Genomic DNA, 17729 nt, shown 5'->3' with positions numbered 1-17729 from the left:
GGATCGTTATCTGGCCCTTTGCCAGAATGGCTGCATGGGGCTGGATCTGAACGGATATTTCGATCGCATCGGCTATCGCGGCGCTGCCGAGCCCAACCTCGATGTGCTCCAGGGTCTGGTGACCGCCCACACGCAAGCCATCCCCTTCGAGAACCTCGACCCGCTGATGGGGGTGCCGGTCTATGACCTGAGCCCGGAGGCCCTCGCCGACAAGCTGGTTCGCCGGCGCCGGGGTGGCTACTGCTACGAGCAGAACGGGCTGATGGGCTATGTGCTGACCGAAATCGGCTTTCGGGTGCGGCGATTGGCCGGGCGGGTGGTCTGGATGCTGCCGCCCGACGCGCCGGTGGGGGCACAGACGCACACGCTCCTGGCGGTGACGTTCCCCGGCTGCGGGGGGCCGTATCTCGTCGACGTGGGTTTCGGCGGCCAGACGCCGACGTCGCCCATCCGCCTCGAGACGGGCGGCGTCCAGCAGACCACGCACGAACCGTGCCGATTGCAGGACCGCCGCGACGGGCTGGTCCTGCAGGCTCAGGTCCGCGGCGAGTGGCGGCCGCTCTACGAGTTCACCACGCGGACCCGGCCGATCATCGACCTGCAGGTGGGCAGCTGGTACGTCTCGACCCACCCGTCGTCGCACTTCGTGACGGGCCTGATGGTCGCGCGGGTCACCGGCGAGGCCCGGATTAACCTGGCCGGGCGCGACCTGACCATTCACCGCGCCGACGGGAGCGAGAAGATCCGCCTCGAGGACGCCGCGGCGGTCGTCGACGCGCTGCGCGACCGGTTCGGCATCGATCTCGACGGCCTCGGCGAGCCCGGCGCGCTCGAGGCGCGCCTCGACAAGGTCCTCGCCGCTTAGGTCGGGCCCCGCCGCGGCAGCCACGGGCCGATCCGCCGCAGCGCCTCCTCGATGTCGCCGGTCGGCCCGGCGAACGACAACCGGACGAACGAATTCCCGCGGGCCGTGTCGAAGTCGATGCCCGGCGCGATGGCAACACCGGTGTCCGCCAGCAACTTCGAGCAGAACGCAAGCGAGTCGTCGGTGAAGTCGGAGACGTCGGCGTACACGTAGAACGCGCCGTCGGTCGGCGCCAACCGGTCGATCCCGATGCGGCGCAACCCGTCCAGCAGCAGCGAGCGGTTGACCGTGTAGTGCTGCAGATGGCCGTCGGCCTCGGCGATCGCCTCCGGGGTGAACGCCGCGACCGCCGCGATCTGCGACAGCACGGGCGGGCAGATGGTGAAGTTGCCGGTCAGGCAGTCAACCGCGCGGCGCAGCTCCGGCGGCACCAGCAGCCAGCCCAGCCGCCAGCCCGTCATCGCGTAATACTTCGAAAAACTGTTGACCACCACCGCGTTTCGCGAAGTCTGCCAGGCGCAGCTGGTCTGCGGTGCTCCCGGGTAGACCAGACCGTGATACACCTCGTCGCTGATCAGCCGTACCCCCGAGGCATCGCACCACGACGCGATCGCCGACAGCTCGGCCGGTGGGATGACCGTCCCGGTGGGGTTGGCCGGGCTGGCGACGACCACGCCCCGCACCGGTGGGTCGAGTGCGGCCAGCATTTGCGCCGTCGGCTGGAACCGGGTGTCCGGCCCGCACGGAAGTTCCACCACCTCACATCCCAACGCCGACAAGATGTTTCGGTAGCACGGGTACCCGGGACTGGCCAGCGCCACCCGATCACCCACGTCGAAGCACGCCAGGAAGGCGAGCAGGAACCCGCCCGAGGAACCCGTGGTGATCACCACGGCATCGGACTCGACGTAGATCCCGTGCTGGCGCTGGTAATCCGCCGCGATGGCGTCGCGCAGCTCGGGGATGCCCAGCGCCACGGTGTAGCCCAGCTCGTTGAGATGCAGCGCGCTGGCCGCGGCCGCCCGCACCGGCTCGGGGGCGCCGGCGCTGGGCTGGCCCGCCGACAGGTTCACCAGATCGCCGTGGCTGCGCTGGCGCTCCGCGGCGGCCAGCCAGACATCCATCACATAGAACGGCGGGATGCCGGCACGCAGCGCGACGGGAAGGCTCACGACGTTTTGAGCACCTCAGATTCCAGGCGGCCCAACACCTCTCGTGGCGAGCCGAGCAGCTGCGCGCTGCCGTGTGCGCGTTTGAAATACAAGTGCATGTCGTGTTCCCAGGTGATCGCGATGCCGCCGTGCAGCTGGATGCCCTCGGCGGCCACCTTGGTTAGTGTCTCGGTCGCGGCCAGGCGCGCGGTGGCGGCGTTGGTGGGCGTGGGGTCGGCGCACGCATCGGCGACAACGGCCTTGGCCGCGGCGACCGCGACGTACAGATCCGCCATCCGATGCTTGAGCGCCTGGAAGCTGCCGATGGGGCGGCCGAATTGCACTCTGCTCTTGGTGTATTCGACGGTCAGCTCCAGGCAGCGTTCGGCGGCCCCGATCTGCTCGGCGGCCAGCAGGATGGCCGCGGAGTCGGCGAGGCCCGGGTCGGGGCCCAACGCGGTGGTCTCTTCGGGCCGCACCCGGGCCAGCCGGCGGGTGGGGTCCATGGTCGCGACGGGTTGCGCGCCGAATCGGGTCCACCGGCTCAGCTGGCCGCCGTCGGCGGCGACGACGACGTCGGCGATGTCGCCGTTTACCACGTAGTCGGCGTCGAGCACCAGCGCGCCGATCGAGCTGCCCTCGACCAGCTCCGAAAGCGTGTCGGCATCGGGCTCGGGCGCGGCCAGCAGCGCCAGCTCGGCCAGCGTGGTGCCCAGCAACGGGGAGGGCACCAGTGCGCGGCCCAGCTCCTGCAAAACCGTTGCGGCATCGGCTAATTCGCCGCCGGCGCCGCCGAGCGCCTCGGGCACCACCAGTGCGGCGGCGCCCACCTGCTCGCACAGCAGCCGCCACAGCGACTCGTCGTAGCCGCGTTCGGATTCGATCGCCGAACGCACGGCCGCCGGGTCCGCGTGCTTGGCGACCAATGCGGCGACGGTCTCCCGCAGCAGCTCTCGCTCTTGGTTTACGGTCATAGCGCCTCCAGAACCCGCCGCCGGTGGTGCTCGGGTGTGCCCCAGGCCGAGCGTAGTGCCTGCACCCGCAGCAGCCACAGGGACAGGTCGTGCTCCTGGGTGAACCCGATCGCCCCGTGCGTCTGCAACGAGGCGCGCGCCGCCAGCAGGCCGGCCTCGGATGCCGCCGCCTTGGCCGCGCTGACGTCGCGCGGCTGCAGCGACAGCGCCGCGCCGTAGACCAGCGGGCGGGCCAGCTCGATCGCGATGTGCACATCGGCCAGCTTGTGTTTGATCGCCTGATACGAGCCGATCACCCGGCCGAACTGGGTCCGCTGCTTGGCGTAGTCGACGGCATCGTTGAGCAGCGTCTCCGCGGCGCCGACCAGCTGCGCCGCGGTCGCCAGCGCGCCGAACTCGTAGGCGCGCTTGATGTCTGCCCGCCAGGACTGGCCCGTCGCCGTCACGTCGTACAGGCGGCGGCTGGGGTCGACGGAGCGGTGGCACTCGCCCGTCGCGGCTTCGCTGACGCCGCCAGCCCCGTCGTCGGTGGCCAGCAGCACCAGTCCGGCGGTATCGGCGTCGACCGCGCGCGGGACTTGCGGCGGCAGTGCGACGGTGGCGATCAGCTCACCGGACGCCAGCCCGGCGCAGCGCTCAGCCTGATCGTCAGAGGCGAGCAAAACCGGTGCGACGGCGATGGATTCGGCCACCGGTCCGGGCACGCACCAGCGCCCGAGGCGCTCCAGCGCGACCACCAGGTCCACCGGGTCGGCGCCGATGCCGTCGAATTTCTCCGGCACGGCCAGCGAGGTGACGCCCAGGTTGGCCAGCTGCTCCCACACCTTGCGGCCGGGCGCGGTATCCCCGGCGGCCCACGCCCGCACCGCGCCGGGCAGGTCCGCGGCGCCCAGCGCGGCGTCGATGCTGGCCGCGAAGTCGCGTTGCTGTTCGTCTAGTGCGAAGTCCATTACCGCTTCTCCCGGGGCAAACCCAGCAAGCGCTCGGAGATGATGTTGCGCTGAATCTCGTTGGTGCCGGCGTAGATCGGGCCGCCGAGCGCGAACAGCAGGCCCTCGGTCCACGGCCCGGCGAGCTCGCCGTCGGCGGCGAGGATGTCCAGCGCGGTCTGATGTATCGCCACGTCGAGGTCGGACCAGAACACCTTGGTCACCGACGATTCGGCGCCCAGCTCGCCGCCGGCGGCCAGCCGGGTCACCGTGCCGAACGTCTGCAGCCGGTAGGCCTGCGCCTTGATCCAGGCGTCGGCGACCCGATCGGCGAATTCGGCGGCCGACCCGTTGTCCTTCCACAGCCGCACCAGCCGCTCGGCGGCGGCCAGGAAGCGGGCCGGGCTGCGCAGCGACATGCCGCGCTCGTTGCTCGACGTGCTCATGGCCGCGCGCCAGCCGTCGTTCGGGGTACCGATGACGTCCTCGTCGGGCACGAAGACGTCGTCGAGGAAGATCTCACCGAAGCCGGTGTCGCCGCCCAGCTGGACGATGGGCCGCACCGTGACGCCCTTGGCCTTCAGGTCGAACATGAAGTACGTCAGCCCGTTGTGGCGCTCCGCCGCGGGATCGGACCGGAACAGCCCGAAGCCCATCTCGGCGAACGGCGCCCGCGAGCTCCAGATCTTCTGACCGTTCAGCAGCCAGCCGCCTTCGGTCTTGGTGGCGGTGGAACGCAGCGACGCTAGGTCGCTCCCGGATTCGGGCTCCGACCAGGCCTGCGCCCAGATCTGTTCGCCGCTGGCCATTTTGGGCAGTATCCGGTCGCGCTGCTCCTCGGTGCCGTGCGCGAACAGCGTCGGGGCCAGCATCGAGGTGCCGTTGGCGCTGGCGCGGCCCGGCGCCCCGGCGTGGAAGTACTCCTCCTCGAACACCACCCAGTGCAGCAGCGGCGCGTCGCGCCCACCGTACTTCTTGGGCCAGGTGATCACCGACAGGCCGGCGTCGAACAGTACCCGGTCCCAACGCCGGTGCTGTTCAAAGCCTTCCGCGTTGTCGTAGGACTTCGTCGGGATCGCCGCGGCGTTTGCCGAGAGGAATTCGCGCACCTCGGACCGGAAGGCCAATGTCTCTTCGTCTAGTTGCAGGTCCATTACGTCATTTCTCGCAGTTGTGGTTTGACCACCTTGCCGCCCGCATTGCGCGGCAACGCGTCGACGAACCGCACCGACCGCGGGGCCTTGAAGTTCGCCAGATGTTCACGGGTATAAGCGATTACCGATTGCTCGTCGAGGTGGTGCCCGGGCCGGGTGACCACGAACGCCCGGCCCACCTCGCCCAGCCGCTCGTCGGGAACCCCGATCACCGCGGCGTCGGCCACGCCCTCCATCCGGGCCAGCACCTGCTCGACCTCGGCGGGGTAGACGTTGAATCCGCCGCAGATGTACATGTCCTTGAGCCGGTCGGTGATGCGCAGGTTGCCGGCCTTGTCCACGGCGCCGATGTCACCGGTGTGCAGCCACCCGTCGGCGTCGATGGCCGCGGCGGTGGCCTCCGGGTCGTCGAGGTAGCCCAGCATAACGTTGGGCCCACGCAACAGGACTTCGCCAGTGTCATCGATGCGCAACTCGAAGTCCGCGAACGGGCGGCCGCAGGTGGTGGCGACGGTCGCCGCGTCGTCGTCGGGGCGGCACATGGTGCCCATGCCGTTGGCCTCGGTCAGGCCGTAGGCGGTCAGCACGATGTCGATGTCGAGCTCGGACTGCATGCGCTCCACCAGCACGACCGGCACCGTGGCCGCACCGGTCACCGCGAACCGCAGCGAGCTCAGGTCGTAATCGCGGCGCGCCGGGTGATCGAGCAGGGCTTGGTAAATCGTTGGGGGCCCGGGCAATACGGTGATGCGGTGCTGCTCGATCGCTTGCAGCGCGCGCAGCGGATCGAACGTCAGGTGCGGGATCAGCGTCGCGCCGGTCTGCAGGCAGGCCAGGATGCCGGCCTTGTACCCGAAGTTGTGAAAGAACGGGTTGATGCACAGGTAGCGGTCGTCGCTGGTGATCTTGCCGTTGGCGGCCCACGACGCCGAGGCCGACAGCGATTGCCGGTGCGCGCACAGCACGCCCTTGCTGCGCCCGGTGGTGCCGGAGGTGAACAGGATGTCGCTGACGTCGTCGGGGGTGACGGCGGCGGCCCGCTCCGCGACGGCCGCTTCGGCGCCGGCGCCCCCGGCGACGAACTCGTCCCACGTCCCGTCGTCGGCCTCGATCGGTATCCGCACGACGTGCCGCAGCGCGGGCAGGGCTTGAGAGCCCAAGCGGTCCAGGTCGGCGACGCGGTCGTTGCCGAGGAACCGGCCCATCCCGAACAGCACCGGCGCCCGGGTGCGGGCCAGGATGTCGGCGGCTTCCGACGCGGTGTAGCGCGTGTTCAGCGGCACCATCGCGGCGCCGGCGTGGTGAATCGCCAGGCAGGCGACCACCCAGTGCCAGGTGTTCGGCGACCAGATGGCCACCCGGTCGCCGGCTTGGACGCCGAGCGCGATCAGCGCGGCGGCCGCCCGGTGCACCTCGTCGCGCAGCTCGGCCGCGGAAAACGAGCGGTCGTCGGTGACCAGCGCGGGGTGGTCGGGGAGCTGGCGCGCGAAACGATCCAGCGCCGCGGGCACGGTGCGGGGATCGTTCGACATTGATGCTCCTGGGCTAACAAAGCAAGTGCTTGGTAGGTTAGCCTACAGGGCATGCAGGACGTCGAGGAGTTCCGGGCGGAGGTCCGCTCTTGGCTCGCCGACAATCTGGTCGGCGAATTCGCGGCGCTCAAGGGCCTCGGCGGGCCGGGGCGCGAGCACGAGGCGTTCGAGGAGCGCCGGGCGTGGAACCAGCACCTCGCCAAGGCCGGGCTGACGTGTCTGGGGTGGCCGGTCGAGCACGGCGGCCGCGGGCTGTCCACAGCGCACCGGGTGGCGTTCTACGAGGAGTACGCCCGCGCCGACGCCCCGGACAAGGTCAACCACTTCGGCGAGGAGCTGCTCGGACCGACGCTGATCGCGTTCGGAACCCCCGAGCAGCAGCAGCGATTTCTGCCGCGCATCCTCGACGTCACCGAGCTGTGGTGCCAGGGATATTCGGAGCCGGGCGCCGGCAGCGACCTCGCCAACGTGTCGACCACGGCCGAGCTCGACGGCGATCAGTGGGTGATCAACGGCCAGAAGGTGTGGACGTCGCTGGCCCACCTGTCGCAGTGGTGCTTCGTGGTCGCGCGCACCGAGAAGGGATCCAAGCGGCACGCCGGGCTGTCGTATCTGCTGGTGCCGCTGGACCAGCCGGGCGTGCAGATCCGGCCCATCGTGCAGATCACCGGCACCGCGGAGTTCAACGAGGTGTTCTTCGACGACGCCCGCACCGACGCGTCGCTGGTGGTGGGCCAGCCGGGCGACGGGTGGCGGGTTGCGATGGGAACGCTGACCTTCGAGCGCGGCGTGTCGACGCTGGGGCAGCAAATCCGTTACGCCCGTGAGCTTTCCAACCTGGCCGAGCTCGCGCAGCGCAACGGCGCCGCCGACGACCCGTTCGTCCGGGAGCGGCTGACCCGGGCGTGGGCCGGGCTTCGGGCCATGCGGTCGTACGCCCTGGCCACCATGGATGTCGAGCAGCCCGGACAGGACAACGTGTCGAAGCTGTTGTGGGCCAACTGGCATCGCGATCTGGGCGAGCTGGCGATGGACGTCATCGGCAAGCCCGGCATGACCATGCCCGACGGCGAATTCGACGAGTGGCAGCGGCTCTTCCTGTTCACCCGCGCCGACACCATCTACGGCGGCTCCAACGAGATCCAGCGCAACATCATCGCCGAGCGGGTGCTCGGCCTACCCCGAGAGGTCAAGGGATGAGTCTGGCCGAAGCTCCCAAAGAGGTTGCCGGACACGGGCTTCTGACCGGCAAGGTCGTCGTCGTGACCGCCGCCGCGGGCACCGGCATCGGATCGGCCACCGCGCGGCGGGCGCTGGCCGAGGGGGCCGACGTGGTGATCTCCGACCACCACGAGCGACGGCTGGGGGCGACGGCCGACGAGCTGGCGGCGCTGCGGCAGGGCCGTGTCGAGAGCGTGCTGTGCGACGTGACGTCCAGCGTCCAGGTCGACGCGCTGTTCGCGTCGGCCCACGCCCGGATGGGCCGCATCGACGTGCTAGTCAACAACGCCGGGCTGGGCGGGCAGACGCCGGTGGTCGACATGACCGACGAGGAGTGGGACCGCGTCCTGGACGTGACCCTGACGTCGGTGTTCCGGGCCACCCGCGCGGCGCTGCGGTACTTCCGCGACGCGCCGCACGGCGGGGTGATCGTCAACAACGCCAGCGTGCTGGGCTGGCGCGCGCAACACTCGCAGTCGCACTACGCCGCCGCCAAGGCCGGGGTGATGGCCCTAACCCGTTGCAGCGCAATCGAAGCCGTCGAGTACGGGGTCCGCATCAACGCGGTGTCGCCGAGCATCGCCCGGCACAAATTCCTGGACAAGACCACGTCGGCCGACCTGCTCGACCGGCTGTCCGCCGGCGAGGCGTTCGGCCGGGCCGCCGAGCCGTGGGAAGTGGCGGCCACCATCGCGTTCCTGGCCAGTGACTACTCCAGCTACCTCACCGGCGAGGTCATTTCCGTCTCGAGTCAGCACCCGTGAGCGCGAACTGGCCAAGCAAGCGCTTGGTTGATACCCTGATCGAGTGGACCGAGTGACCGGTCAAGCGAACACCCGCCGCGACGAGCTCCTGGAGCTCGCCGCGGCCATGTTCGCCGAGCGCGGCCTGCGCGCCACCACCGTGCGCGACATCGCCGACAGCGCCGGCATCCTGTCCGGCAGCCTCTACCACCACTTCTCCTCCAAGGAGGAGATGGTCGACGAGGTGCTGCGCAGCTTCCTGGATTGGCTGTTCGCCCGCTATCGGGAAATCATCGACAGCGAGGCCAACCCGCTGGAGCGACTCAAGGGGCTGTTCATGGCGTCGTTCGAGGCGATCGAGCATCGGCACGCGCAAGTCGTCATCTATCAGGACGAGGCCAAGCGGCTGTTGTCGCAGCCCCGGTTCTCCTACATCGAGGACATGAACCGCCAGCAACGCAAGATGTGGGTCGAGGTGCTCAACCAGGGAGTCGACGAGGGCTACTTCCGGCCCGACCTCGACGTCGACCTCGTCTACCGATTCATCCGTGACACCACCTGGGTGTCGGTGCGCTGGTATCAACCCGGCGGACCGCTCACCGCGCAGCAGGTGGGTCAGCAATATCTCGCCATCGTTCTCGGCGGGATCACCAAAGAAGGAGTTCTGTAATGGCTGAGGCGTACGTCATCGACGCCGTCCGCACCCCGGTCGGCAAGCGCGGCGGATCACTGGCCGGCATACACCCCGTCGACCTCGGCGCGTTGGGATGGCGCGGGCTGCTCGACCGCGTCGACGTCGACCCGGCCGCCGTCGACGACGTGATCGCCGGTTGCGTCGACGCCATCGGGGGACAGGCGGGCAACATCGCCCGGCTCTCCTGGCTGGCCGCCGGCTATCCCGAAGAGGTGCCCGGTGTCACGGTGGACCGCCAGTGCGGCTCCAGCCAGCAGGCGATTTCCTTTGGTGCGCAGGCGATCATGGCCGGCATCGCCGACCTCATCGTGGCCGGCGGCGTGCAGAACATGAGCCAGATCCCGATCTCGTCGGCGATGACGGTCGGCGAGCAGTTCGGGTTCACCTCGCCCACAAGCGAATCCAAGCAGTGGCTGCACCGGTACGGCGATCAGGAGATCTCACAGTTCCGCGGCTCCGAGATGATCGCCGAGAAGTGGAACCTGTCGCGCGAGGAGATGGAGCAGTACGCGCTGACCAGTCACGAGCGCGCGTTCGCCGCGATCCGCGGCGGCCACTTCGACAACGAAATCATCACCGTGGAAACAGAATCCGGGCCGTTCCGGGTCGACGAGGGACCGCGCGAGTCGTCGCTGGAGAAGATGGCCGGCCTCAAGACGCTGGTCGAGGGCGGCCGGCTGACGGCGGCTATGGCCAGCCAGATTTCCGACGGCGCCAGCGCGGTGCTGCTGGCCTCCGAGCGGGCCGTCAAGGACCACAAGCTGACCCCGCGGGCGCGCATCCACCACATCAGCGCCCGCGCCGCCGACCCGGTGTTCATGCTGACCGGCCCCATCCCGGCCACGCGCTACGCGCTGGAAAAGACCGGGCTGTCGATCGAAGACATCGACACCGTCGAGATCAACGAGGCATTCGCGCCCGTCGTGCTGGCCTGGCTCAAGGAGATCAAGGCCGACCCGGAGAAGGTCAACCCCAACGGCGGGGCGATCGCCCTGGGGCATCCGCTGGGCGCCACCGGCGCCAAGCTGTTCGCCACCATGCTCAACGAGTTGGAGCGCGTGGGCGGCCGCTACGGCCTGCAGACGATGTGCGAGGGCGGCGGCACCGCCAACGTCACCATCATCGAGCGCCTGTAATCCTTTTCGCCGAGCGTGCGTATCTGTACGCCGGCACGCCGCGTCGCGCGTACAACTGCGCACGCTCGGCGGTGGGCAAAGCGCCTACCGGGTAGCCACAACCAGCGCGATCCCGCCGAGTGCCAGCAGCCAACTGGTGAAGCTGCCCACCAGAAAGTACTCGGTCACCTCGTCGATGCCCACGTCGCCATTGCGGTTCTTCTGGGCGCTCAGCTCGGGAAAGCGGATGATGCCCTTGGCGGCGACGACGGCGCTGGCCGCCGCCACCTGTCCGCCGACGCCGAGGCTGAGGATCAGCAGGCGCTCCATCGGTCCCAGCAGCCGGCCGCCCTTGAGCCGGTCCGACGGTTGCGGCTCACCGGCCGGGCGCACCGCGCCCACCGAGCCGAGCACGAGGCGGACCAACTGATTTCCGGTGGCGAACTGCGCCAGCACCACGCCGACGATCATCAGCAGCCGGGTCGGCGTCACGTGGCTCAGCGGCAGCTGCACCCACGCCGACCACCGGCCGACGACCCCGCCGACCCGCGACGACCATCCGGACAACACGATCAGCAGCGCCAGCGCGGCGGCGAACACGGCCAACGGGGCCGCCTGCTGACGGCCGCTGCGCTCGCTGCGCAGGCATAGCCACTCCCAGACGACCGCCGCGGCGGCCGCCACAGCGAGAAGCGGGATGTCACCGCGATGCCACAGCGCGCCCAGCGCCGCGCACGCCACCACCACCGCCGGACCCATCGCCATTGGGGGCCATGCGGTGCGGACCGCCCGCCGGCACAGGTCGGCTATTCCGACCGCGAGCAGCAGGACCGCAACACCACTCACGGGAGACCCCGAAGATATTGGGACGCAAGGACAATCAGATCCAGACCGTCGCGGGCCGCCCGCTGGGACACCGCGGAAGGGCTGATGCCCTCCGCCGCGGCGAGTTCCTTTTTGGTCAGGCCCGTCATCAAGCCCCTCACAATCCGTGACGATCTCTCGTCGAGCGATCCAAGCAGATGGTCCCGACAAATCAGGGCCGCGTTGACGGCGGGGACGTCGGTGCGCGTGTCGTCGTCCGCCCGGAATGTCGTGCGCACCAGCGCGAAGCCGGGCTGCCGCTGAGTTTCCGCGGTCTGCTGGATGGCCTCCCGCGCGGTCCACCAGCCCGGACCGTCCTGGATTCCCGCGTCGGCGTCGAGCACGGTGACCGCGCCCCAACCAATCCCGAAACGGATGTCGATCTCGGGGGCGAGCAGTAGGCGCACGGTCAATGCCGCGTCGATGGCGGCACCGAGGGTGGGGTAGCTGCCCTGGAACTCATCGCCGACGGTGAAGGCGGGCGGGTCGAGCGCGCCGTCGGCGGCCCGGCGTAGGGCGGCGGCGACGCGTTGATGCAGGGCGGGCCGATCGCCGGCCCGCCTGGATCCCACCACGTCGCCGATCAGGGTCGCACGCGGTGAAGGGGCAGCCTTCACCCTTGCCATATGAAGAGTATAGCTTCATTCAGGCAGAATTTAGGACATGGCTTAAGGGCCGGTCTTGACCCTGAGATACCGTTCGATGCCGACCCGTTGGAAGGTGCGTCGCCGTCGCGCCGACAGCAGGGGCAGGGCCGTCGCCGCGTCGATGATCTCGGGCTGCGTCACGTCGTAGCTTTCGCCCCCGGACGAAATCGCCGCATGCCCCGCGGCGAGGACGTTTTTGCAACCAGTCGACCCGGGTGCCGTACGGCAGCGGAATCACGAAGCCGTCGGGCACGCGCTCGGCCACGACCGGTGTGGCGTACTGCTTGCCCGAGCGCCGTCCGGTGTGCCGGATCGCCGCCGCGTACCAGTGCGTGTGGCCGGCCAGCCGCAACATCAGCGGGTTGAGCAGATGCCTGTTGGAGGCGCGAACCGCGTTCAGGAGCGGGGCGGGCCAGGATTCTGGTGCGAGCGTGATCATCCATCCAGGATGACGCCGCGCCCTGGGCCGGGGCCAGGGTCGTTGGTCCTCCGGCTACGGTTCCTCGATCAGCGCCGCCGCGGCCCGCAGGTGCTCGATCGCGTCGCGGACGATCGAATCGATCAGCTCGGCGCACGACGGCAGGTCGTCGAGGATGCCGGCCACCTGCCCGGACGCCAGCACCCCGGCGTCGGTGTTGCCCTCGACGAGGCCGGCCTTGAGCAGCATCGGGGTGTTGGCCGCCATCACCACCTGCGACCAGGTCAGCTCCTTGCCGTGCCGCATCGCCAGCCCGTCGCGGATCATCGACCGCCAGGTCATCTGCGACATCTTCTTGAACTTCGCCGCATTGCGCACCGCGGCGGTGAAACCCCTTGCCCGGGAGCCGCTTTCCAGCCTCTCGACCAGCCCGGTGCGCAGCACGCGGTGCGGCATGCCGTCGACGCGCGTGGTGACGACGGTGCCGTCCAGCGCCGCCTCCAGGTAACGACGCTTGACGGCGTCGGGCACGGTGGAATCCGAGGTGAGCAGGAACCTGGTGCCCATCGCGACGCCGGCGGCGCCGTAGGACAGCGCGGCCGCGAGCCCGCGGCCGTCGAAGAACCCGCCCGCCGCGATCACCGGGATGCCGGTGCCCTGCACCGCGTCCAGCACGGACGGCAGCAGCAGCGTGGTCGCGACCGGCCCGGTGTGCCCGCCGCCCTCGCCGCCCTGCACGATCATCGCGTCGGCGCCCCAGCTCGCGACCTTGCGCGCGTGTTTGGCCGCGCCGATCGAGGGGATGACAACCGCCCCAGCGTCTTTCAGCCGGGAGATCAACTCCTGCTTGGGCGCCAGCGCGAACGAGGCGACCTTCACGCCCTCACGGATCATCAGCTCGACCCGGTCCCCGGCGTCGGCGGCGTCGGCGCGGATGTTCACGCCGAACGGCTTGTCGGTGGCGGCCTTGACCTTGCCGATCGCGGTGGCCAGCTCGTCCAGCGTCATCGTCGCCGACGCCAGGATGCCGAGCCCGCCGGCGTTGGCCGTGGCGGACACCAGCCGGGCCCCGGCCACCCAGCCCATCCCGGTCTGCACCACCGGATGCTCGACGCCGACCAGCTCGGTCAGCGGCGTGCGCAACCTCATGCCCTTATCTCTCTGTCCCGCAACGACTTCGGGTCGATGACTTCACGGATCAGGCGCAGCTCGTCGTCGGTCGGCAGCCTCGTCTCCCCGGCCTCGTCGAGGCCGTGCACCTCGAACGACGTGTTCTCGCGGACCTCGTCGGGCGACACCCCGGGGTGCAGGGACACCGCGCGCATGGTCTTGCCGGGGCCGCCGAAGTCGAACACCCCGAGGTTGGACACCACCCGATACGGGTTGGCGAACCGGAACGCCGGATTGCCGGTGTCCACCTTGTCCCAGCCGATGCCGCAGACCACGTCGACCGCCTCGCAGAACACCCGCTTGGAGTGGTTGCCGACCCAGTAGCTGGTCGCATGGTTGATCGCGTTGCCGGGCGCGCCGCGCAGGCCGAACATCTGCCGGGTCGGGTGCTGCAGCGGGCCGAACGCCGAGATGTTCTGATTGCCAAAGCGGTCAACCTGATTGGCGCCCATCACCACGTGGCGCCGCCCCCAGGCCAGCGTCTCGAACACCCGGCCGAACGGCATCCAACCCTCGATTGCCCCGGCCTTGCCAAGCGCCGGAGTGTCGGCCAGCAGCTGGGCCTCGCCGTCGGTCAACAGGATGTCCGGCGAGAAGGTCAACCGGGCCAGCCGCGCCCCGACCGATGCCATGTTCGTCATCGGGCTGATCATGATTTCGCCCGCGTCCCTGAACAATTCGGCGCAGGCGACCGCGCAGATCTCGGCCCGGGTGCTCACTGGTCCGACTCCTCTCCGAAAGCGCGCACGGCCGCCTGGTATTCGTCCTCACCGCCGGACAGGTACGTCTCGACGAACCGCCGCCAGCCATCCTCGGTCGAGGCGGCCTCGGCGTAGTGTCGCTGGAACTTCTCGTCGCGGCCGTAATCCGGTGCGGCGGTGGTGAAGTGAGCCCCGCCGGGCGCCTCGACGACGGCGTCGACCATCATCCGGTTGACCAGCAGCGCCTGCGGCGGCACCGCCTTGACCAGCTCCTCGGTCGGCACGACGCGCTCCACCGATAGGTAGCGCCGCTCGGCGGCCATCAGGAAGAGGTCGTCGAAGTAGGGGTCGATGCCGGTGTAGGCGGCATTGCCTTGGCTATCACCGAGATTGAGGTGCACGAAGGCGGCGTCCAACGACAGCGCGGGCATGGCGATCAGCGTCTCGTGCCCGCCGCCCGGGGCGGGGTAGGGGCTGGTCACCGTCTGCAATTCGCCCTCCCAGAAGTCGGGCACCGAACTGCCCAGCCCGGCGCGGATCGGCAGGAACGGCAGCCGCTGCGCCGCCGCCTGCAGCCCGCAGCGCAACATGCCCTCGTCCATCTCCCGGGCCTCGATCGCACCGCTGGTGCGGGCCTTGGCGAACCACGGGTCGTAGAAGGGCGGCGAATCCAGCGAGACGAAGCCGTAGTACGCGCGCTTGACCTTGCCCGCCGAGCACAGCAGCCCCAGGTCGGGCCCGCCGTAGGTGACCACCGTCAGGTCCGTGACGTCGGTGCGCAGCATGGCACGCACGAAGGCCATCGGCTTGCGCCGCGACCCCCAGCCGCCGATGCCGATCGTCATGCCGCTGCGCAACTGCGCGACGGCATCGTCGAGGGTGGTCCGCTTGTCGCTCAAGACTTCTCGCCCTTCGTCGTACCGGCGAATGCGTCGCGGTGCTCGTCGGACACCCCGGCGAGGTTGAGCTCGAACGTAAAGCCTTGCTCCATGCGGTAACTCGAGTTGACCCGCTGCACATCGATGAAGTTGAGCGCCTCCTTGGCCGCGCGGATGACGCGGGTGTCCTTGGCGGCGATGTCGCGGGCCACCCGCAGGGCGGCCTCGTCGAGCTGGTCGCGGGGCACCACCTCGTGCACCGAGCCGAAGTGGTGCAGGGTGGCGGCGTCCACGGTCGCCGCCGTGAAGAACAGGCGCCGCATCAGATGCTGCGGCACCAGCCGGGACAGGTGGGTGGCCGCCCCGAGCGCGCCGCGCTCCACCTCCGGCAGCCCGAAGGTGGCGTCGTCGGAGGCCACGATGACGTCGGAGTTGCCGACCAGCCCGATGCCGCCGCCGACGCAGAATCCGTTCACCGCCGCGATCACCGGCACCGCGCATTCGTACACCGCGCGGAACGCGGCGAAGCATCCGCGATTGGCGTCGATGAGCGCGGTGAATCCCTCGGTGCGCTGCATTTCCTTGATGTCGACGCCGGCGTTGAAGCCGCGGCCCTCGGCCCGCAGGATGACGGCGTGGGTGTCGAGGTCGTCGCCGGCGGCCGTGATCGCGTCGGCGAGCTCGAACCAGCCTCGTGACGGGATGGCGTTGACGGGCGGGTAGTCGACGGTGACCGCGACGATGCCCGGTTCCGTGGTGGTGGATGTGATCGTCATTGCACTTCCTGATGGGGTGGTTACCTAAGCAAGCACTTGCTTGGTACGCTAGCACAGTGACTCCGCCCGAAGCAGGCTCGCCCCTTTCGGAAGGCATCAACCTGGGGCTAGCCGCGCGGGTCGTTCTGGTCACCGGCGGCGTGCGTGGGGTGGGTGCCGGCATCAGCTCCGTTTTCGCCCGGCAGGGCGCGACCGTGATCACCTGCGCTCGGCGCGCCGTCGAGGGTCTGCCCTATGAGTTTCACGCCTGCGACGTCCGCGACGACGATGCCGTCAAGGCGATGATCGACACCATCGTCGGCAACCACGGTGGGCTCGACGTCGTCGTCAACAACGCCGGCGGATCGCCGTACGTGCTGACCGCGGAGTCCACCCCGAACTTCAACCGTAAGATCATCGAGCTCAATCTGATTGGTGCGCTGTCGGTTTCGCAGCACGCAAACGCTCACATGCAAGGCCAGCCGCAGGGTGGCTCGATAGTCAACATCTGCAGCCTGTCCGGCCGCCGCCCGTCGCCGGGCACCGGCGCCTACGGGGCAGCCAAGGCGGGCCTGGAGAGCCTCACCCAGACCCTGGCGGTCGAGTGGGGGCCGAAGGTCCGGGTGAATGCGTGCGTGGTCGGCATGGTGGAGACCGAACAGTCGGAATTGTTCTACGGCGACGCGGAGTCGATCGCCGCGATCTCGAAGAACGTGCCGCTGGGGCGGCTGGCCAAGCCGCAGGATGTCGGTTGGGCCGCAGCGTTTTTGGCCTCGGACGCGGCGTCTTACATCAGCGGCGCCACGTTGGAGGTGCATGGGGGTGGCGAGCCGCCGCACTATCTGGCCACCACGAACGCGAGCGCAGTCAAGTAGAGGAGACAGGAAACTATGGGAGTGGTCGACGGCCGTGTCGTCATCGTCACCGGGGCGGGCGGCGGTATCGGTCGCGCGCACGCGCTGGCCTTCGCGGCCGAGGGTGCGCGCGTCGTCGTCAACGACATCGGTGTTGGCCTGGACGGGTCGCCCGCGAGCGGCGGCAGTGCCGCGCAGGGTGTCGTCGACGAGATCACCGCTGCCGGTGGCGAAGCCATCGCCGACGGGTCCAACGTCGCGGACTGGAACCAGGCGGCGGGACTGATCCGGACCGCCGTCGAGAAGTTCGGTGGGCTGGACGTCCTGGTGAACAACGCCGGCATCGTGCGCGACCGGATGATGGCCAACACCAGCGAGGAGGAGTTCGACGCCGTCGTCGCCGTGCACCTCAAGGGTCACTTCGCCACGATGCGGCACGCCGCGTCGTACTGGCGCGGGCTGTCCAAAGAGGGCAAAACCGTTGAGGCACGGATCATCAACACCAGCTCGGGTGCCGGCCTGCAGGGCAGCGTGGGACAGGGCAACTACAGCGCCGCCAAAGCCGGCATCGCGGCGATGACACTGGTCGGGGCCGCCGAGATGGGTCGCTACGGCGTCACGGTCAACGCGATCGCACCGTCGGCGCGAACCCGCATGACCGAGACCGTCTTCGCCGAGATGATGTCGACGCAGGACCAGGATTTCGACGCGATGGCGCCGGCGAACGTCTCGCCGCTGGTCGTGTGGCTGGGCAGCACCGAGTCGCGCGACGTCAGCGGGAGGGTGTTCGAGGTCGAGGGCGGCAAGATCCGCGTCGCCGAGGGGTGGGCGCACGGACCGCAGATCGACAAGGGCGCGCGGTGGGATCCCGCCGAGCTCGGGCCGGTCGTGGCCGACCTGCTGGCCAAGTCGCGCCCGCCGGTCCCGGTCTACGGCGCCTAGCGCGCCGAGCTCGCGCCGAGTGTGAAGCTGTTGCGAAACTGCGCGCCTCGGCTTCAAGGGATGGATGCAACACATCTGATTGAGGAGTGTTGTTGTGACCCGTCCGGCGTTGAGATCTGTTG

General features: G+C 69.4%; 18 protein-coding genes and 1 pseudogene. 7 read left to right on the top strand and 12 right to left on the bottom strand.

Translation table 11 applies throughout. The features are described 5' to 3' along the window. Positions 1 to 34 precede the first annotated feature (34 nt). Positions 35 to 865 carry an arylamine N-acetyltransferase gene (locus OQ968_RS15300; RefSeq protein ID WP_324679293.1) on the top strand — a complete coding sequence of 277 codons (831 nt, stop codon included), beginning with the start codon at positions 35 to 37 and terminating at the stop codon, positions 863 to 865. Here the strand turns inward: OQ968_RS15300 and OQ968_RS15295 are convergent. Genes OQ968_RS15295 through fadD3 form a run of 5 tightly spaced genes read right to left on the bottom strand, consistent with a single transcriptional unit; the run spans position 862 to position 6605 of the window. After that, positions 862 to 1989, bottom strand: coding sequence for a pyridoxal phosphate-dependent aminotransferase (locus OQ968_RS15295; RefSeq protein WP_420715932.1), 1128 nt, complete (start codon positions 1987 to 1989; stop codon positions 862 to 864). The two genes, OQ968_RS15300 and OQ968_RS15295, sit on opposite strands and share 4 nt — an antisense overlap. Positions 1990 to 2033: 44 nt before the next feature. Further along, the gene (locus OQ968_RS15290) at positions 2034 to 2990 is read right to left on the bottom strand and encodes an acyl-CoA dehydrogenase family protein (protein WP_324679290.1); all 957 of its coding nucleotides are present in this window, start codon (positions 2988 to 2990) and stop codon (positions 2034 to 2036) included. Continuing rightward, positions 2987 to 3940 carry an acyl-CoA dehydrogenase family protein gene (locus OQ968_RS15285; protein ID WP_324679288.1) on the bottom strand — a complete coding sequence of 318 codons (954 nt, stop codon included), beginning with the start codon at positions 3938 to 3940 and terminating at the stop codon, positions 2987 to 2989. Before OQ968_RS15285 ends, OQ968_RS15290 begins: the two co-directional genes overlap by 4 nt. After that, positions 3940 to 5073, bottom strand: a complete 1134-nt coding sequence (locus tag OQ968_RS15280) for an acyl-CoA dehydrogenase family protein (protein WP_324679286.1) — start codon at positions 5071 to 5073, stop codon at positions 3940 to 3942. The genes OQ968_RS15285 and OQ968_RS15280 overlap by 1 nt, the downstream gene beginning before the upstream one ends. After that, positions 5073 to 6605, bottom strand: a complete 1533-nt coding sequence (gene fadD3 / locus OQ968_RS15275; protein ID WP_324679284.1) for a 3-((3aS,4S,7aS)-7a-methyl-1,5-dioxo-octahydro-1H-inden-4-yl)propanoate--CoA ligase FadD3 — start codon at positions 6603 to 6605, stop codon at positions 5073 to 5075. Before fadD3 ends, OQ968_RS15280 begins: the two co-directional genes overlap by 1 nt. A gap of 51 nt (positions 6606 to 6656) precedes the next feature. Here fadD3 and ipdE1 point away from each other — a divergent pair, with 51 nt between their 5' ends. From ipdE1 to fadA6, 4 genes are read left to right on the top strand one after another with little or no spacing between them, the layout of a single operon-like run. Continuing rightward, complete coding sequence (gene ipdE1, locus OQ968_RS15270; RefSeq protein WP_324679282.1) at positions 6657 to 7805, top strand: acyl-CoA dehydrogenase IpdE1; 1149 nt, start codon at positions 6657 to 6659, stop codon at positions 7803 to 7805. Next, positions 7802 to 8590, top strand: a complete 789-nt coding sequence (gene ipdF / locus OQ968_RS15265; protein ID WP_324679280.1) for a (5R,7aS)-5-hydroxy-7a-methyl-1-oxo-2,3,5,6,7,7a-hexahydro-1H-indene-carboxyl-CoA reductase — start codon at positions 7802 to 7804, stop codon at positions 8588 to 8590. The genes ipdE1 and ipdF overlap by 4 nt, the downstream gene beginning before the upstream one ends. Positions 8591 to 8633: 43 nt before the next feature. Beyond that, positions 8634 to 9239, top strand: a complete 606-nt coding sequence (gene kstR2, locus OQ968_RS15260) for a TetR family transcriptional regulator KstR2 (RefSeq protein WP_324679277.1) — start codon at positions 8634 to 8636, stop codon at positions 9237 to 9239. Then, positions 9239 to 10399 carry a steroid 3-ketoacyl-CoA thiolase FadA6 gene (gene fadA6, locus OQ968_RS15255; protein WP_324679275.1) on the top strand — a complete coding sequence of 387 codons (1161 nt, stop codon included), beginning with the start codon at positions 9239 to 9241 and terminating at the stop codon, positions 10397 to 10399. Before kstR2 ends, fadA6 begins: the two co-directional genes overlap by 1 nt. 84 nt (positions 10400 to 10483) lie before the next feature. Here the strand turns inward: fadA6 and OQ968_RS15250 are convergent, their stop codons facing one another. From OQ968_RS15250 to echA20, 7 genes and pseudogenes are all read right to left on the bottom strand, one after another. Beyond that, entirely contained in the window at positions 10484 to 11224 is a 741-nt protein-coding gene (locus tag OQ968_RS15250; protein ID WP_324679272.1) for a hypothetical protein, read from the bottom strand. After that, positions 11221 to 11868, bottom strand: a complete 648-nt coding sequence (locus OQ968_RS15245) for a SatD family protein (RefSeq protein WP_324679270.1) — start codon at positions 11866 to 11868, stop codon at positions 11221 to 11223. Before OQ968_RS15245 ends, OQ968_RS15250 begins: the two co-directional genes overlap by 4 nt. Positions 11869 to 11910: 42 nt before the next feature. Then, positions 11911 to 12328 (bottom strand): annotated as a pseudogene (locus tag OQ968_RS15240) (nitroreductase). Between the two features lie 54 nt (positions 12329 to 12382). Next, the gene (ipdC, locus tag OQ968_RS15235; RefSeq protein WP_324679266.1) at positions 12383 to 13456 is read right to left on the bottom strand and encodes a (3aS,4S,5R,7aS)-5-hydroxy-7a-methyl-1-oxo-octahydro-1H-indene-4-carboxyl-CoA dehydrogenase; all 1074 of its coding nucleotides are present in this window, start codon (positions 13454 to 13456) and stop codon (positions 12383 to 12385) included. Beyond that, positions 13453 to 14196, bottom strand: coding sequence for a cholesterol ring-cleaving hydrolase subunit IpdB (gene ipdB / locus OQ968_RS15230; protein ID WP_324679265.1), 744 nt, complete (start codon positions 14194 to 14196; stop codon positions 13453 to 13455). Before ipdB ends, ipdC begins: the two co-directional genes overlap by 4 nt. Then, the gene (gene ipdA / locus OQ968_RS15225; RefSeq protein ID WP_324679263.1) at positions 14193 to 15077 is read right to left on the bottom strand and encodes a cholesterol ring-cleaving hydrolase subunit IpdA; all 885 of its coding nucleotides are present in this window, start codon (positions 15075 to 15077) and stop codon (positions 14193 to 14195) included. Before ipdA ends, ipdB begins: the two co-directional genes overlap by 4 nt. After that, the gene (echA20, locus tag OQ968_RS15220; RefSeq protein WP_324679261.1) at positions 15074 to 15832 is read right to left on the bottom strand and encodes a (7aS)-7a-methyl-1,5-dioxo-2,3,5,6,7,7a-hexahydro-1H-indene-carboxyl-CoA hydrolase; all 759 of its coding nucleotides are present in this window, start codon (positions 15830 to 15832) and stop codon (positions 15074 to 15076) included. The genes ipdA and echA20 overlap by 4 nt, the downstream gene beginning before the upstream one ends. A gap of 95 nt (positions 15833 to 15927) precedes the next feature. Here echA20 and OQ968_RS15215 point away from each other — a divergent pair, with 95 nt between their 5' ends. Then, entirely contained in the window at positions 15928 to 16686 is a 759-nt protein-coding gene (locus OQ968_RS15215) for an SDR family oxidoreductase (protein WP_324679748.1), read from the top strand. Positions 16687 to 16701: 15 nt separating this feature from the next. Continuing rightward, positions 16702 to 17607 (top strand): SDR family oxidoreductase, encoded by a 906-nt coding sequence (locus OQ968_RS15210; protein WP_324679259.1) that lies wholly within the window; start codon positions 16702 to 16704, stop codon positions 17605 to 17607. The last annotated feature ends 122 nt before the right edge of the window (positions 17608 to 17729 follow it).

Origin of the sequence: Mycobacterium sp. 663a-19 (assembly GCF_035616495.1) — a bacterium.
GTDB lineage: Bacteria > Actinomycetota > Actinomycetes > Mycobacteriales > Mycobacteriaceae > Mycobacterium.
This window is presented reverse-complemented; position numbering and strand designations above follow the sequence as displayed.